Source organism: Bradyrhizobium sp. CB82, from assembly GCF_029714405.1.
GTDB lineage: Bacteria > Pseudomonadota > Alphaproteobacteria > Rhizobiales > Xanthobacteraceae > Bradyrhizobium.
The window spans coordinates 5,700,326-5,715,448 of sequence record NZ_CP121650.1; the positions used below are offsets into that span (position 1 = coordinate 5,700,326).

Here is a 15,123-nt window from a genome sequence, read left to right on the forward strand (position 1 = left end):
CCGCAGCGGCAGCTCTTTCCTTCATTTGCGGGACGGCGGCAACATCCGAGATCATGCACCGCTGTGACGTTGAGCTCCGCCTCCCGCGGCCGTCAGCTCAGAGCCGCGGCGGCCCCGCCCGTCGCCTCCGCGCCTCCGCTCGTAGTCCGCCCTTGGCATCGGCACAGCATCCGGATTGCCGAGATCGTCAATGCTGATCCGGTATGTCTCCCTGGCAGTCACAGCTGCAAGCGCCGCAATGACCGTGATGCCGAAGGCGATTGCCCCCACCGTGAGCGGAATGTTGGCCGAGCCGGGAGGCGCTACCGTCGCAAACAGAGCGGGCAGCAGCGCCGTGATCGTCGTTCCGATATTCTGCGAGATCGCCATGGCCGAAACCCGGGTGCGCGTCGGAAACAGCTCGGGATAGAAGCTCGGGAAGATCGCGTTGTAGCCCTGATAGACGACCCCCCACATCAGCAGCGACAACAGGATCGCCAAGGGCACATTCTTGATGCTGATTGCATAGAGATAGCCGAAGGCGAGCAGGCCGGAGCAGAGCGAGCCGACGATGATCGGAGGCTTGCGACCGACCTTGTCGGACAGGTTGCCGACGAAGGGAATGACGAACACCGCCAGCATGTTTCCGAGGACCGGAATCCAGAGGTAGACATCCTTCGCGAATCCGATTCCGTAGGCAGACTGGACGGCATAGGCTGCGCCGAAAATTGTCGCGACGACCGGGATGACATTCATCAGCGCCATGCAGATGACCCTGAGCATGTCCTTCCAGTTTAGCTTGATGGCCTGGATGATCGGAGCACGCGGGGTTTCTCCGCGCTCATCCTCCCTGGTAAAGGCGGGCGTCTCGTCAACCTCGCGGCGGATGATGTAGCCCGCGACGATGACGAAGAAGCTGAGCAGGAAGGGTATCCGCCACCCCCAGCTGTTGAAGGCTTCTGTGGGCATGTAGTGCGCCAGCGGCAGAAAGACGGCCGCCGCGAGAATCTGTCCGGCCTGCACGCCCTGGAGCGTGAAGCTCGCATAGAATCCGCGCCGCCCGAATGGGGCATGCTCCAAAATCATCGAACTTGCGCCGGAGATCTCGCCGGCAACGGCAAATCCCTGCACGAGACGCAGAGCGACGAGAAGGATTGGCGCCCAGACGCCGACCTGCTGGTACGTCGGCAGGATGCCGACGGCCATCGTCGAGATGCCCATCAGGAACATGCAGATGATGAGAACTGTCTTGCGGCCATGGGTATCGCCCCAGTGGCCGAGAACGAAGGCGCCGATCGGCCGGGCCACATATCCGACGCCGTAAGTCGCCAGCGACGCGACAATGGCAACGGTGGGATTGTCAGACGGGAAGAAGATCTGCGGGAAGATCAGCGACGCTGCAGTCGCGTAGATAAAGAAGTCATAATATTCGAGCGCCGATCCAATCCAGCCGCTCGCAGCAGCCTTCTTGGACTGACCCATGTCATGGATCGATCGAGCCGTGGTCATTTGCAGGTTTCCTCACCCATTTTGCTGGCGTCCCGTGAACGGGCTTCATCGGTGCCACATTACGCTTTCGGGGAACTAACACAATTATCCAGTTGTGCGATAAACCTAACATCATGTTATTGGCGGGGGAGATGCCGCTCTGAGGGGAACGCGCCAGAGGCCGGTCCGGTCGATGTCGATTGCGCACGTGCCATCGGCGGGATCCGGCGCGCGGATCGGGCAAACGCGCATCACGATGCGGAAGAGTCGGAGGCGCTTTGGCGAGCAGGATGCTTCAATGGAGTCCGGATGGGGCGTCTTGGGGCGTCTTCAGTCCGGGCTCATCTCATGGAGATCGTGATCGCGCTGAGATTGGCGGCAACTTCCAGGCCTGCCTTCGGCCCCTGCAGCACGATCGTCACGCCTTTCTCATTGCGCAAATGGACGCCGTTGATGCCGCCGACCAGGGCGAAGCCGCCGCCGACCGAGCTATAGGTGCCGGCAAAATCGCCGACCTCGCGGATGTCCGACGCCCAGCCGTCGAGCCTGACGATACTTGCGCCGGCCGTGATTCCCAAGCTCAGGCCTGACACGCTGAACGGATAGTTGCGGCCACGCCAGGTCAGCACGCCGCTGCCGGTGCCGCCGCCGACCAAGAGGCCCGCTTTCACGAACTTGATGCGGACGTGGCCGGCTGCCTGAGCGAACGACGGCGTCACTGGGACGACGACGGCGAGCAACGTCATTGCCGCCAGACACATGACAAAGGAGCGCCGCGCTATTGTCTCATTGCTTTGCGGCATCGACTTTCTTCCAGGTCTGGTCCGGGTTGAACAAGATCATGCGGCTGGCAATGTTTTCGGTGCGCGGACCGAGATCCTTCTGATAGACGGTGCCGCCGTGATTGACAACGAAGGTCATGACGCCGGAATTGCCGTACTCGGCGGGATAGGCGACCAACGCATAGCCGCCGATCATCTTGCCTTTGACGACGTAATCGAGAGTTCCGCCCGGGGCGTTGGGACCCTGTCCCTTGAGTATCCTGAAGTAGTAGCCGTGATAGGGCGCGGCCTGCCCGTCCACCTTGTAGCCCTCGCGCGATGCTTCCGCCACAAATTCGCCGAGCGGACTTGGATCGCTATCGTCGCGCCAGAACAGCCCGTCCTTCTTGCCCGGCGTCGAGACGATGCGCTGCGCGTAGACACCGACACCTTCGCCACGGTCCTTGTCGGCATATTCATTCTGGGCATCGACATAGGCGAGCGCGGCCTGGATCGCATCGAGCTCATTGCGGCCGATGCGGCGATAAAGCACCTCGATCCGCCCCTCATCCACGTCGAATTGCCAGCCAGTCTTGGAATTGACCAAAGGAATCGGGAACGGAAAATCGTCCGGGCCGAGCATCAGCGTGGCCTTCTTGTTGCCTTCCACCTTGATCGCATGCTTGACGTCGTACATCGAGGTGAAGCGTTGACGAATATCGGAGTCGGCGACCTCGTCGCCGGAGAAGACGATGTCGTCGGCGTTCCTGCCGAGCACCTTCAAGATATCGCCAGGTCCGCTCTTCACGGCCGCGGCGAGCGCTGCGGCCGCATCCTCCGGCGTCGGATACGATTGCTGCGCTTGCGATGGCAAGCAGAACAGCGCGAGCGCCACGACGGCCGGCAGGGTTGCGCGTTGAAGCGACTTCAGGCCGATCATGGCGTCATCTCCTCAGGAATTCTTGCGCCGCCCGCGAGCCAATCGCTGTACGTGCGGAACTTGAGACCGAGCTTTTCGTAATAGACCCGCAGGTATCCGTCGCTGCCGCGAGTCACCGCGTCCGGCATTACATTCTCGACCTCCTGCGCCATGACACCGACATAGGCCTTGTGGCTGCCGAGATAGCTGAAGCGGTAGTAGCCGAGGCCGCTCGCGAGATGGCCGAGCAGGACGATGTCGTGCTTCAACGCGATGTCGGAACGCCGGCCGCCGCCGCCACCGCGCCCGCCTCCCCCAAAGCCTCCACCTCCACCACCGCGCATCGCCATTCCGCCGCCGCCGCGCCCGGCGAAGCTCGCGCCACCGCCGCCACGAGGCATGCTCGCCATGCTCGAGCGGCCGCGTGCCGATGCCGCGGCCGCCGCCCGGCCGGACGAGACATTCATGGCACCACCGCGACTGGCTCCGCCGCCACCACGGTTGACATTGGCGGCCCGATTGCCCGCACCGGCGCCGCCGCGGTTGGCAGCCTTCGCGCGATCACCACCGCCCTTGGTACGATCGCCGCCGCCCTTGGCGCGATCGCCGGCCCCTGCCCGATCGCCACCGCCGGGCCGATCCCGCGCGCCGCCGCGATCTCCAGCGCGATCACCTGCCCCTACACGATCTCCCGCTCGATCACCGGCACGATCTCCTGCACGGTCGCCCGCGCGATCTCCAGCGCCCTGATTGGGACGCAGCACCTGCTGACCGTCGCGGCCGCGGAAATCCATCCGGTCCGCGGCGCCGGCCTTGATGTTGTTGTTGCCGAAGCGCTGCTGCACATTGGTGTTGTTGTAGCGCACACCCTGGCGATGCGCCGGATTGTGCTGCCAGCCGTTTGCGATGTTCGTGGTCCGGTGATTGACGTAGACGTTGCGGTTGCCCCAGTTACAGCCGCCGCCCCAATAATTCCCCCAGCGACCGATCGCCCAGGCCGTGCCGAACGCAAGGCCCGCCGCCACCACGCCTGCACCGATATAAGACGGATAGCCGAAATAGTATGGCGGATAGTCGGCATAGGGCCAGGTGCCATAGACCGTGGCGGGATCGTAGTACGGCACGTACATCGTCTCGGGATCGGCCTGCTGGATGACGACCACCTGCTTGTTGTCCTGCGTCTGCACACTGACTTTCTGCTGCTTCGTCGTCACCAGTCTCTTGTTGTCATAGGCCTTGTTGCGCAACCGCTGGATCGCGTCCATCACATCCGGTTGCTGCGCGAGGAAGGCGTCGCCGAGATTCTTGGTCCATTCGAGCTTGTCGCTCATCATCGTCAGGACATCCGCCGTGCTCGCCAGAGCCTTGATACTGTCGTCCCAGGACTGCTTCTCGACCTCGGCCTTGAGCGCAACGCCCTTCAGGCTTTTGCGCTCCTTCAGCCAGCGATCGGCCTGCACGATCTCCAGCGGATAGGTCGAGGCCGCCAGCACGTTGGCAAGCAACTCATCCGGATAAAGCGCAATCGGCGCGACCAGCGCCTCGAGCTGCTCCGGCTTCAACAGTTCCGCGGCCGGCGGTGCCTGGGTTGCCGGCTGCGCCGACGTGCTCGGGGCGGCCGGGGTCTGCGCCGAAACGGCGACGGGCATCGCCATCATCAGCGCGAGCGCGATCAGGGTCTTGCCGCAGCGAAACATTGCACACCCTCCCTTGGCATTTCGCCAGGGAGCATCGGGCCGAGGCGGATGCGTTCTTTGACAGAGATCAAAGAACGCGGTTGCCGAGTTGCTGCGGCGCGACAATCCGTTGCGGAGATTGTCTTCTAACGCGTGAGCGGCAGCTTGATCGTAAGCAGCGCGCCGCCCGACAGCCTGTTCTCCGCTACGATCTGTCCGCGATGGGCTTCGATGATGGTTCGAGCGATGGCGAGTCCCATACCCATGCCTTGCGGCTTGGTGGTGAAGAAGGGATTGAAGACGTTCTTGAGATCGCCCGCGGCTATGCCGGGTCCACTGTCGCCGATCCTGATTTCTGCGAAGGAGCCGGACGGCGCCGTCGTGACGGTCACCTCCCGCAACTTCGCCTCCGCCTCCGAGATCGCGTCGATCGCATTGATGATCAGGTTGAGAATGACCTGCTGAAGCTGCACCGGATCGCCTCTGACGCGCAGCGCGCTCGCGGCGGGTGTGAACTTCAGGGCGATCTTGTGCCGGTCGGTCACGGCGGTCAGGAATCCGATCGCCTCGCCGACCGTCTCGTTCAGATCGATATCGGCGATCTCGAACGGCGTCTTCTTCAGCACGCTGCGCAGCCGGCGGATCACTTCACTCGCCCGCTGATCGTCGCGCCTGATGTCGGCAAGGATCTCCCTGATCTCGTCAAGATTGGGTGAAGCCCCCTTCAGCATGAGCTCGGCGGTCTCGGCGTTGGTCAGGATCGAGCCGAGCGGCTGGTTCAATTCGTGCGCGATCGACGTCGTCAGCTCGCCGGCTGCCGCGTAGCGGTTGACATGCGCGAGTTCGGCCAGGCGCTGCCGGGATTCGACCTCCGCGACGCGGCGACGCATGCGCTCGTGAAGCAGGCGGCTGATCAGGCCGGCCTGCATCAGCATCACGGCCGCAATCAGCACCATCTGCCAGCGGTAGACCTGCCAGACGCTCGGCTCGCGAAACAGGACCTCACTGCCAGGGGGCAGATTGCTCTCGCTGATGCCCCAACGCTGCATTTCGCGCCAGTCATAGCGCGGCGGCGCAAACTGGAGCGGCTCGATCTGGATATTGCCAGGCTTTTCGCCGCCGAGAATACGGATAGCCGCACTGACGGTCTTTCGACTGGATTCCGCCGTTGAATGCATGGGACCGCCAACGGTCAGGCCATCAAAGAAAGCATCCTGATAGGAAAAGATCGGCGCATTGGCGACAGCTCGCAGTTGGCGCAAGGCGACGTTACCTTCATGCGCGACACCTGCACCGTCGACCGACATCAGGCCCCAGAACAAGACGGTGTGCGGCGGCAGCGCTGATGCCCGCTTGAGGATGTCCTGGAACGAAAGCCCCGAATACCAATCGAACGAGACCCTGTTCTCGAAAGGCTTCGCGTCCCTCTTGACCTCCTCGAGCCAGAACTTTTCCAGGGCCGAAGCGCCGAGCACGACGGCGATTGTCTTCGTGTCGGGCAAGACCTGGAGGATGCTGGCGAAAGAAGTGTGAAAGTCGTTGTGGACCGAGATGACGGTGTCGTTATCAGTCAGGCCCATGCGATCGACCAGACGCTGCTCGACCGCGGTCAAGACCATCGGTGCGTCCGGAAAAAGCTGTTTGCGATATTTTTGCGCGAATCGTGCCGCCGGCGCACCGATGCTCAGGACGATATCGGGCGGGCAGCTCTCGTAGAGCGAGCGCAGATAGTCGACGAAGGGCTCTTCCGGACCTGGGTTGTTGAACCGTGCCGTCAACAGCGTGTGCTCTTGAATATCCAGCGGCCACGGCGACTGCTGCTCGAGATCAGCCTTGATGGCCCGGGCGAATTCGCTCCATGGACGAAATTCCCGTCCGAAGGAATGCAGCAGAAGTACCCGCTTGGGCTCGTTCTGATCGGCAGCGTACGCCCGCCCAAGCCCAGCATAGGCCACGACCAGCACGCACAGCCAGAGCAACGCGGCCGCAGTCGGCCCGCCCCGCCTGACCGCAGCAATGATGGGGATGCGCCCGCCCATCCTCTTCCTCAGCAGCTTCGATCGGCTGCACCTTCGTCTCATTCTAGCGCAAAACGGGGAGCGGCCAACGGCTTTGCCGAGGGCTCCCTCGACGTCAGTGGCCGCTTAGCACCAGAGTCTTGATCGGCAGCAGCAGTGCCTGGATCCGCAACAGCAGCGCGTGCACGAGACCCACGCCGTCGACGACGTGCAGCGCGATGGCGCGGCCGGTGCTGGTATGTTCGGCAGAAATCTCCTCGTGACTGCTGATGTAGGCATTGACGATGCAGCTGCTCCCCGGCGTCACGCCCTCGAGCCCGCCCTTGTAGAGCGGCTCCAGGAATACGAGGATCGTGCCGGGTTTTGGACCGTTCTGTGCCTCGAGCAGTTGCTGTCCGGCCTGGAACTGTCCTGCGGCAATGTAGTCCTGCACCGTCGTGACCACCATCGGGATGATGACCCAAGGTCTGGATATGCAGGTCGCTTCCGCCACCATGCCTTCCTTCATCACGCCCGCCTCGATCTGGCCGAAGCCGGCCTGAAGGACTTTCCTGCCGGCACCCTCCGGAATAAGGACGCCCGCCGGCCGCATCAGCTGGTTGACGACGTCGCCCACGCGAATCAGGAACTGCTCGACCCGGCCGTCGACGCCCGCTCGGATGATGGTCTTGTCGAGATCGACCTGCGCCTGCTCGAGAGCGGCTTGAGCGCTCGCCTTCTGCGCCGGCAGCAGCGTCGACACCTGTAAGGCCGCCGACTCCTTTGCGGCGGTCGCCGCATCGATCCCGGCCTGTCGTTGATCGACCAGCACCTGGAGCTTCTCGATGTCACGTTGCGGCACGATGCCGGGGTTGCGGCGCTGCAATTCGGACTTGGTGTCGAGCTCGTCCTTGGCCTGCTGCCAATTGGCCTTGGCTTCCTGGATCTGGGCTTCGGCCTTGACGACATCCGACTGCGCCGAGGTCATTGCCGCATCGACCTCGGCGACCTTCCGCCTGGCGGTCTCATAGGCGGCCTGTTGCTTGGAGCTGTCCAGCGTGAACAGCACGTCGCCCTTCTTCACCTCCTGGCTGAAGCCGACCTTGACCTCCGCAACCCGTCCCGATCCTTCGGGCAGGATCGGCACGGTCCGGAAATAGAGCGTTGCCGAGTCGGTCGCCGGATGGAAATAGAAGATCATGGTGATCAGCGACACCGTGAGCATCAGACAACCCGTGATGCCCCAGCGCAGCTCATACCAGACCGAGAAGAAGGTGATCTCCTTGCCGAAGCGCTTGCCCTGGACGTAGCGGCGGTAAAGATAGTCCGGCACGATGGTCAGGAGCGAACAGAACATGAGCTCAAACATGGCTGTGCTCCTTCTCCTTCGCGACGCCAGACTTGTCTGCCGGCGGTAGGCTGACTGCATCGCCCGCTCGTGCGGTCGATGTCGCCTCGCCGGCTTCGCCCGGCGTCGCATCTGCGATCTTCTCGACGGAATCGGCGATGCTCCGCAGCGGCGTGCCAAAGTCGGGGATATCGATCAACGCAAGCAACAGTCCCGCCACCCAGAAGATATGCATGTGTGTGAACAGCGAGATCAGGCCGAGCACTGCAACGAATTCGAATTGCAGCTTCTGCGACTTGTGCGCCATCCGCTCAGGCAGGCTGTGCAGCTTCCAGTACAGCGTGCCCACCCAGAGGATGGTACCAATGAGGAAGATGCCCATCACCACCATCAGCGGGTCGACACCGCTTCCAGGCGCGAGAAAGAACGGCAGATGGTGCGGGGCCATCGGATGCAGCTGGTCGCTCAATGGTCTCTCCCGGTCAGGAGCCCCGCCTGAAGCAGAGCTCGTGCGACAGTGTGGGTAGCAGGATGCGACTTTGCTTGATTTGAATCAAGGGAACGCCCCCCGCCCGGCCTAGCCTTCCGCGAACGTCGACGTGCAAGCAACCATCCAGGAGACGTCCGCCATGCCCGGCCTCGATGATCTCATTCCCAGTGCCACGCAGATCCGCAAGGAAGCCGCCCTCAAGGAAGCCGAGAAGGCCGAGGAGTATGCCCGCCTCGCCGCCGCCGCCGAAACGGAGAAACGCGCCCTGATCGAGCGGCTTGGCAAGCCGTCCGGCAAGACCGAGGAGGAGAAGATCAAGCTCGCCTCGACCATCATCCAGCGTGCGGTACGAAACGGCCTGACCGAAGTGCAGGTCTATCGCTTTCCCAACACGCTGTGCACCGACAAGGGCCGCGCCATCAACCAGCGGGAAAAGGGTTGGGAAAACACCCTGACCGGCATCCCCAAGGAAATCTTCCAGCTCTGGACCGACCATCTGAAGCCGCGCGGCTATCGCATCGCCTACCAGATCATCGATTTCCCCGGCGGCGTCCCCGGCGACATCGGTGTCACCATCTCCTGGGGGGACGATTGACGGCCGTTTGGCCGCGTCGGGGCTGAAGCAGCGAGAGGACAGGCATGGCCAAGGACGAACCTGCGGAACGAATGAAGCGCAAGGACTATGAGAAGCAGCTGGAGAAGCTCCAAGTCGAGCTGTGTCATCTCCAAGACTATGTGAGGGCGAACAAGCTCCGGGTCATCGTCCTGTTCGAAGGCCGCGATGCTGCCGGCAAAGGCGGCACGATCAAGGCGATCACCGAGAAGGTCAGTCCGCGTGTCTTCCGCGTCGTTGCGCTGCCGGCCCCGTCGGATCGCGAAAAGACGCAACTCTTCTTCCAGCGCTACATGGAGCAGTTCCCCGCCGGCGGCGAGATCGCGATCTTCGACCGGAGCTGGTACAACCGCGCCGGCGTCGAATATGTGATGGGCTTCTGCACCCCTGCCGAGCACCGGCGCTTCCTTTCGCTCTGCCCGCAGATGGAGCAATACGTCATCGACGGCGGCATCATCCTGATCAAGATCTGGCTCGAGGTCGGGATGGACGAGCAGGAGCGCCGCTTCAGGGCCCGCATCGACGATCCCGTGCGGCAATGGAAGCTGAGCCCGATGGATCTGCACTCGTACAGTCGCTGGTACGATTATTCGCGGGCGCGCGACCTCATGCTGAAGGCCACGAGCACGGAGCACGCTCCCTGGTACATCATCCGTTCCGACGACAAGCGACGGGCGCGGCTGAATTGCATCGCCCACCTCCTGAGCGCCATCCCCTACAAGCGCGTCAAGAAAGACAAGGTCAAGCTGCCGAGGCGCTCCAACAAGGGACGCTACAACGATCAGGCCAGCCTGAAGGGCATGAATTTCGTTGCGGAGCGATATTGAGGCGATCAGGCCGCCGAACAGGCGGCCTGATGACATGATTGATGAGGCTGTAGGTCCTGTGCCTCAATAGCCATAGGGATATTGCTGCGGGCAGACCCAGTTCCCGTAGCCGTCCTGATAGCAGCCGTTGTTGTTGTAATAGCCGTAAGCGCCGTAAGCGCCCGCTGCTGCGGCTCCAACGGCGGCAGCGCCCCAACCATAGCCGGGACGATATCCGGGGTAGCCTGCGACCGGACGTCCTGGATAGCCGGCAATCGGACGACCTGGCCGGCCCGCGATCGGGCGGCCCGGACGACCGGCTATCGGATGACTCGGCCGCGGACCTCCGGCGACGCGATAGCCGCGACCGCCGTGGATACGACCCGCATGGACGGCGCCGCCCCGATAACCTCCGCCGTGAAAGCCGCCCGCACGCATTCCACCGCCATGGAAGCCGCCGCCACCGCGGAAGCCGCCACCGCCTCCGCCGCGGCGAGCGAGAGCATCGTCGGGAATGAGACTGGCGGTGACAACAACGAAGACAGCAAGAGCAGCAAGAAGATAACGAAGCATGGCATCTCCTCCATTGATTGGGGTGCCGTCATTCGCTCTTCGGTGATGCCGCGCGACTGCGATTGGCACCCGACGGTAGCGTCGAGCGCCCTTCCCGTTCAGGCTTGACCTAACTAAATCAACGGAACCGGAGCTTTTGAACCGCGCGACTGATCGGTCGGATGCGCGCGAGATCCGGCCGCGCATCCGCGGCCGGATCCTCAACGTCTATTTCAACCGGATCGTGACGCCACCGACTGCGGCCGAAACCTCCGCGCCTACTTTCGGGCCGCTGAGTTGCAGGATCACGCCGTTGGCATTTTGCAGCTGAACCGCTCCGGCGCCCGCGGCAACGGCGCCCCCTGCTCCGCCCACCGCGTAGGAGCCTTCGATGGACTGCGGCCCCTTCAGGTTGAGAGCGCGGCCGACAAACTTGGTCGTCGATGCCCCGACCGTGAAGCCAACGCTCATGCCAGAGACCGTAAACGGATAGTGCTTGCCTCGCAAAGTCAGCACACCCTCGCCGCCGCCGACCCCGATGATCAGTCCGCCCTTGGTGAAAACGACGGCGACCTGGCCTGTCTCGGCGCGCGACGGCGTGCTGAAACCGGCAACGCCTGCGAGCACGGCGACCAGAGCGGCGCGGATGGCACATTTTCTCATGACTTTCGTTCCCCTTTGGTTTGACCTCAAACTATTGAGCCAGGTCATCGCGACAATCTCTCTCTATCGCCCAGGACAAAGGCGTCGCCGGATCGTGAGAGCAGCGCCGGTTGCGCCATTGATCCAAGTCAACGGTCGCACACGAGGGAGGCGATGCATGAACTTGCTTCGCGATGCAACACGGGGCCGTGATCGATGGAAGGCAGGTCGCGAGATCAGATCGTGCTTTGAGCGGCGTTGGTTTCGCCAAGAACGCTGTCGAGCGAGCGCAGCCACTGGCCGCTATCAGTCTTCTCCGCGAGCCCTTCGGCGCGCAACAGATCGCGCAGCTGCGCATGCGCACCGACGATGCAGAAGGCGACGCGGCGGGTCGCGAGCTCGTCATAGAGATCGTGCAACATGCGCGCCCCGGCGAGATCAATATAGGGCGACGCCGAGAGATCGCATGCGACGAGCCGGATGTCCGGCGACCTCTCGAGCGCGATAAGGACCGTATCCAGGATCGTCTCGGCATTGATGTAAAGCAGCGAGGCTTCGGGCCGGAACGCGATGACGCCGACCAGCGGCTCGACGCCTTGGTGTCTCGCGCTGTCGGAGTAACGGCCGCTGCCGGGCAGCCGGCCGAGGAACGCCACGTTCGGCTGCGACGCGCGCGCCAGCAGCAGGAAGATCGAGGCAATCGAGGCCAGCAGGATGCCTTGCAGGATACCGAGCAGCAGCACCGACACCAGCGCGATCGCAGCGGCATAGAAGTCGATACGGCTGACTTGCCACATCCGCAGGAGCGCGCGGACGTCCACCAACTTGTAGACGGCCGCCAAGACGATGGCCGCGAGCACCGCCTTGGGCAGGTTGGTCAGCAGCCCAGTGAAGAACAGCAGGCACAGCCCGAGCGTCACCGAGCAGATGACCAGCGCCAATGGCGTCCGCGCGCCGGCGCTGTCATTGACCGCGGATTGCGACAGGCCGCCGGCAACGGGGTAGCCGTGCCCGAAGGCGGCAGCGAGGTTCGCGGCGCCCAGCCCCAGAAACTCCTGTCGCACGTCGAGGCCATAGCCGTACTTGGCGGCGAAGCTCCGCGCCGCCGAAACGCCTTCAATGTAGGCCAGCAGCACGCATCCTGCCGCAAGCGGAAACAGGTCGTCGAATTCGAGAAGACCAAATGTCGGCAGCCCAATCGCAGGCAGCCCTTCGGGAATCTTGCCCGTGACCGGGACACCATGGGACGGAAAGCCCAGGAGCGTCGCCACGATGATCGACAGCGCGACGACCGTAATGCCCACGGGCCTCCCCGGCAAAAACCGCTCGCCAAGCAGGAGGAGCACGAGCGCGACCGCGCCGATCGCCAGGATGAGGAGATTGATCTCGCCAAGCTGGCCAGCAAGCTTGATGGTACGGTCAAAAAAGTTGTGGCCGCCGCCGGCGACGCCGAACAGGCTCGGCAACTGGCTCATGATGATGGTAAGCCCGGCACCGGCCTTGAAACCGACCAAAATGCTGTCGCTGACCAGGCGGACGAGAACGCTGAGCTTGAACAGCCAGGCGACAAAGCACAACACCGCCACCGCGAAGGCTGCGAGGCTCGCAATCTGCGCGTATCGCACGGCGTCGCCGCCGGCGAGCGCGCCGACGGTGCCGGCGATCATCAACGAGATCGCCGAGGTCGGGCCGACCGCGAGCTGCCGCGACGAGCCGAGCAGCGCATAGCCGATGCCGCCGAGCAGATAGCCGTAGACGCCGACCTGCGGCGCCAGGCCGGCCAATGCAGCATAGGCGAGCGAGACCGGAATGGCGTAGGCGGCGAGCGTGACGCCAGCGATCGCGTCCGAGGCGAGCCACTCGCCGCTATAGGCTTTGAGCCAGCCGGACGGCGGAAAGAACCGCATCCTGCCCGCGCGCGGCTCGGCCCGTCCATTCATGCGCATGCCTCCGGTTGCCCGGCCTCGCAGCGGAGCAGCACGACCAACAGCGCGATCACGGGAATGGCGAGCGCGAGATTGGGCATCGTCTTGGTGGCAAAGGCGCCGACGGCGGCTCCGAAGCCGAAAACGGCACACAAGGCGCCGAATATACCCGAGCGACGCAACGTCCCGAGCGGTGCGCCGCCTGAAACCGCGGCAAACACCGCCTCGATCCCCTGCCGCATATTGCCGGTGATCATCACCGTGCTGCAAACCACACCTTCGACCTTGGTGAACATCGCGGCCTGCATAGCAGCAACGAAAGAGATGCCGAGGGTGCCGGCAAGATCCGGCAATCTGTTGTGCAGAATGCCGATCGCGATCAGCAGCAGGATCTCGATCAACGTGCTGATCGCGCTTGCCCGCTCCTCCGTGGCGCGCCGCAACCATGCTGCGATCACCATCCCGACCGCAAAGGCCAGTATCGGCGGAACGAAGTGAACCGCTCTTTGCCAATCGCCGGCGATGCCGTAGACCCAGAGGAAGATCAGGTTGGCGGTCTGGGCGTTGGCCATCACGCCATGGATAGTCCAGGTATAGGCGTCGATATAGCCGCCGGCGAACGCGAGCAGCAGCACGATCTCGACCGTTTCATCGCGGCGAATCGACGAACCGGCGGCGATGTTCACTGAGCTCATGTCCGGGATGTCGCCTGTCGCAGCTCGCACATGGTCGCATAGGCAGCGCCTTACCATCGGCGAGGTTTGATCTGGATCAAGCAATTCCCGGATTTCGAGCATGAGATCGCGGCAAACGTGCCGCGGGAAATGCGTCCATGAACACTCGGCGGGACCGGGCTCATCATCGTGCTGGCGTTCGCTTTCAGCTTTAAGCTTGCTCCCGGCACGGCTTCCGGCATAGCCGCCGGTGCGCTAACGCAGTCCTCTGTCATCGGCACCGCGTCCGCTCGGGCCAATCATCGTGGCCGCCACTTTTGCAGGCTGAGGGAGATCGGGATGCGACTGCTCGCTGGCGCGACTATCAGGCATTTTGCGGCAACCCTGCTCTTTCTCACCGCTTTCGTTGTGCCGGCGCGTGCCGCGGACGAGGTTCGCATCCAGGAAGAGATCTGGGCCCTCCCTTTGCCGCTTCCGATGTTCGCCTATGTCGTGCGCCCGGTTGGGGATGGCCCGTTCCCGCTCGCGATCATGAATCACGGCGTCTCGCTCAACCCGGTCGATCGCAGCTTCTTTCCATTGGTGGAGTTCCGCGACGCCGCCAAATGGTTTGCGCGAAGCGGCTATCTCGTGGTGGCGCCCGTCGGCACCGGATATGGCGCCTCGGCCATCGATACCCCCGAACGCGGGATCTACGGCCCGTTCTTTTCCAAGGTCGGCAAATGCACCAATCCGAACTTCCGCGATCCCGGGCTCGCCGTTGCACAGGTCGATCTCTGGATCATTGACTATATGGCCGCTGAAAAACGCATCGTGCCGAAGGACGTCATTGTCGTCGGCCAATCCGCCGGTGGCTGGGCCGCGATCGCGTTGTCGAGCCTGAACCCGTCTCAGGTGAAAGCCATGATCGTTTTTGCCGGCGGCCGGGGCGGCCGGGTCGGCGGCAAGCCGAACCACAATTGCGCGCCCGACAAGCTCGTCGCACAGACCGGTGAATTCGGCCGCACCGCGCGCGTGCCGATGCTGTGGATCTACATCGAGAACGATACGTATTTCGGCCCGGTTCTGGCCAGGCGCATGCACGAGGCTTTCGTCGCCGCCGGCGGCAAGGCCGAGTACCATCTGATGCCACCCTTCGGCACCGAAGGACACTTCTTCATCGGCTCGCCCGCCGCGGTCCCGATCTGGTCGCCGCTGGTGACGAAGTTTCTTGACGCACAGAAATGATCGGAAGGATCCGAGGGAGGCGAAAA

At 63.3% G+C, this 15,123-nt stretch carries 14 protein-coding genes; 3 read left to right on the forward strand and 11 right to left on the reverse strand.

The genetic code is table 11. The features are described from left to right. Positions 1–51: 51 nt before the first annotated feature. The 7 genes from QA640_RS27835 to QA640_RS27865 all read right to left on the reverse strand — a co-directional run bounded on the left by QA640_RS27835 (position 52) and on the right by QA640_RS27865 (position 8,616). Positions 52–1,488 (reverse strand): MFS transporter, encoded by a 1,437-nt coding sequence (locus QA640_RS27835; RefSeq protein WP_283036074.1) that lies wholly within the window; start codon positions 1,486–1,488, stop codon positions 52–54. A gap of 320 nt (positions 1,489–1,808) precedes the next feature. Continuing rightward, complete coding sequence (locus QA640_RS27840) at positions 1,809–2,270, reverse strand: hypothetical protein (RefSeq protein WP_283036075.1); 462 nt, start codon at positions 2,268–2,270, stop codon at positions 1,809–1,811. Next, positions 2,254–3,168 carry a DUF2950 domain-containing protein gene (locus tag QA640_RS27845; RefSeq protein ID WP_283036076.1) on the reverse strand — a complete coding sequence of 305 codons (915 nt, stop codon included), beginning with the start codon at positions 3,166–3,168 and terminating at the stop codon, positions 2,254–2,256. The genes QA640_RS27840 and QA640_RS27845 overlap by 17 nt, the downstream gene beginning before the upstream one ends. Then, positions 3,165–4,844 (reverse strand): DUF3300 domain-containing protein, encoded by a 1,680-nt coding sequence (locus tag QA640_RS27850; RefSeq protein ID WP_283036077.1) that lies wholly within the window; start codon positions 4,842–4,844, stop codon positions 3,165–3,167. Before QA640_RS27850 ends, QA640_RS27845 begins: the two co-directional genes overlap by 4 nt. Positions 4,845–4,969: 125 nt before the next feature. Next, positions 4,970–6,862, reverse strand: a complete 1,893-nt coding sequence (locus QA640_RS27855; RefSeq protein ID WP_283036078.1) for an ATP-binding protein — start codon at positions 6,860–6,862, stop codon at positions 4,970–4,972. Positions 6,863–6,956: 94 nt separating this feature from the next. After that, a complete protein-coding gene (locus QA640_RS27860) occupies positions 6,957–8,189 on the reverse strand; it encodes a biotin/lipoyl-binding protein (RefSeq protein ID WP_283036079.1) in 1,233 nt (410 codons plus the stop codon). Beyond that, positions 8,182–8,616, reverse strand: coding sequence for a hypothetical protein (locus QA640_RS27865; RefSeq protein WP_283042909.1), 435 nt, complete (start codon positions 8,614–8,616; stop codon positions 8,182–8,184). The genes QA640_RS27860 and QA640_RS27865 overlap by 8 nt, the downstream gene beginning before the upstream one ends. Positions 8,617–8,797: 181 nt before the next feature. Here QA640_RS27865 and QA640_RS27870 point away from each other — a divergent pair, with 181 nt between their 5' ends. Beyond that, a complete protein-coding gene (locus QA640_RS27870) occupies positions 8,798–9,253 on the forward strand; it encodes a hypothetical protein (protein WP_283036080.1) in 456 nt (151 codons plus the stop codon). Between the two features lie 44 nt (positions 9,254–9,297). After that, entirely contained in the window at positions 9,298–10,098 is an 801-nt protein-coding gene (gene ppk2, locus QA640_RS27875) for a polyphosphate kinase 2 (RefSeq protein WP_283036081.1), read from the forward strand. Positions 10,099–10,161: 63 nt separating this feature from the next. On the opposite strand, the gene QA640_RS27880 is transcribed toward ppk2, so the two are convergent. From QA640_RS27880 to QA640_RS27895, 4 genes are all read right to left on the reverse strand, one after another. Beyond that, the gene (locus QA640_RS27880; RefSeq protein WP_283036082.1) at positions 10,162–10,650 is read right to left on the reverse strand and encodes a hypothetical protein; all 489 of its coding nucleotides are present in this window, start codon (positions 10,648–10,650) and stop codon (positions 10,162–10,164) included. Between the two features lie 207 nt (positions 10,651–10,857). Beyond that, the gene (locus tag QA640_RS27885) at positions 10,858–11,292 is read right to left on the reverse strand and encodes a hypothetical protein (protein ID WP_283036083.1); all 435 of its coding nucleotides are present in this window, start codon (positions 11,290–11,292) and stop codon (positions 10,858–10,860) included. Positions 11,293–11,507: 215 nt separating this feature from the next. Next, on the reverse strand, positions 11,508–13,211 hold the full coding sequence (locus tag QA640_RS27890) for a SulP family inorganic anion transporter (RefSeq protein WP_283036084.1): 1,704 nt from the start codon (positions 13,209–13,211) through the stop codon (positions 11,508–11,510). Then, positions 13,208–13,891: a YoaK family protein gene (locus tag QA640_RS27895; protein WP_283036085.1), complete on the reverse strand. Its 684-nt coding sequence runs from the start codon at positions 13,889–13,891 to the stop codon at positions 13,208–13,210. Before QA640_RS27895 ends, QA640_RS27890 begins: the two co-directional genes overlap by 4 nt. A 318-nt stretch (positions 13,892–14,209) precedes the next feature. On the opposite strand from QA640_RS27895, the gene QA640_RS27900 reads away from it, so the two are divergent. Beyond that, a complete protein-coding gene (locus QA640_RS27900; RefSeq protein ID WP_283036086.1) occupies positions 14,210–15,097 on the forward strand; it encodes a dienelactone hydrolase family protein in 888 nt (295 codons plus the stop codon). The last annotated feature ends 26 nt before the right edge of the window (positions 15,098–15,123 follow it).

Excerpts from the sequence above, each read along its gene's own strand:
- QA640_RS27835 (WP_283036074.1), bottom strand. The coding sequence starts at position 1,488 with ATGACCACGGCTCGATCGATCCATGACATGGGTCAGTCCAAGAAGGCT.
- QA640_RS27850 (WP_283036077.1), bottom strand. The coding sequence starts at position 4,844 with ATGTTTCGCTGCGGCAAGACCCTGATCGCGCTCGCGCTGATGATGGCG.
- QA640_RS27860 (WP_283036079.1), bottom strand. The coding sequence starts at position 8,189 with ATGTTTGAGCTCATGTTCTGTTCGCTCCTGACCATCGTGCCGGACTAT.
- QA640_RS27840 (WP_283036075.1), bottom strand. The coding sequence starts at position 2,270 with ATGCCGCAAAGCAATGAGACAATAGCGCGGCGCTCCTTTGTCATGTGT.
- ppk2 (WP_283036081.1), top strand. The coding sequence starts at position 9,298 with ATGGCCAAGGACGAACCTGCGGAACGAATGAAGCGCAAGGACTATGAG.
- QA640_RS27870 (WP_283036080.1), top strand. The coding sequence starts at position 8,798 with ATGCCCGGCCTCGATGATCTCATTCCCAGTGCCACGCAGATCCGCAAG.
- QA640_RS27880 (WP_283036082.1), bottom strand. The coding sequence starts at position 10,650 with ATGCTTCGTTATCTTCTTGCTGCTCTTGCTGTCTTCGTTGTTGTCACC.
- QA640_RS27885 (WP_283036083.1), bottom strand. The coding sequence starts at position 11,292 with ATGAGAAAATGTGCCATCCGCGCCGCTCTGGTCGCCGTGCTCGCAGGC.
- QA640_RS27900 (WP_283036086.1), top strand. The coding sequence starts at position 14,210 with ATGCGACTGCTCGCTGGCGCGACTATCAGGCATTTTGCGGCAACCCTG.
- QA640_RS27895 (WP_283036085.1), bottom strand. The coding sequence starts at position 13,891 with ATGAGCTCAGTGAACATCGCCGCCGGTTCGTCGATTCGCCGCGATGAA.
- QA640_RS27855 (WP_283036078.1), bottom strand. The coding sequence starts at position 6,862 with ATGGGCGGGCGCATCCCCATCATTGCTGCGGTCAGGCGGGGCGGGCCG.
- QA640_RS27890 (WP_283036084.1), bottom strand. The coding sequence starts at position 13,211 with ATGAATGGACGGGCCGAGCCGCGCGCGGGCAGGATGCGGTTCTTTCCG.
- QA640_RS27845 (WP_283036076.1), bottom strand. The coding sequence starts at position 3,168 with ATGATCGGCCTGAAGTCGCTTCAACGCGCAACCCTGCCGGCCGTCGTG.
- QA640_RS27865 (WP_283042909.1), bottom strand. The coding sequence starts at position 8,616 with ATGGCCCCGCACCATCTGCCGTTCTTTCTCGCGCCTGGAAGCGGTGTC.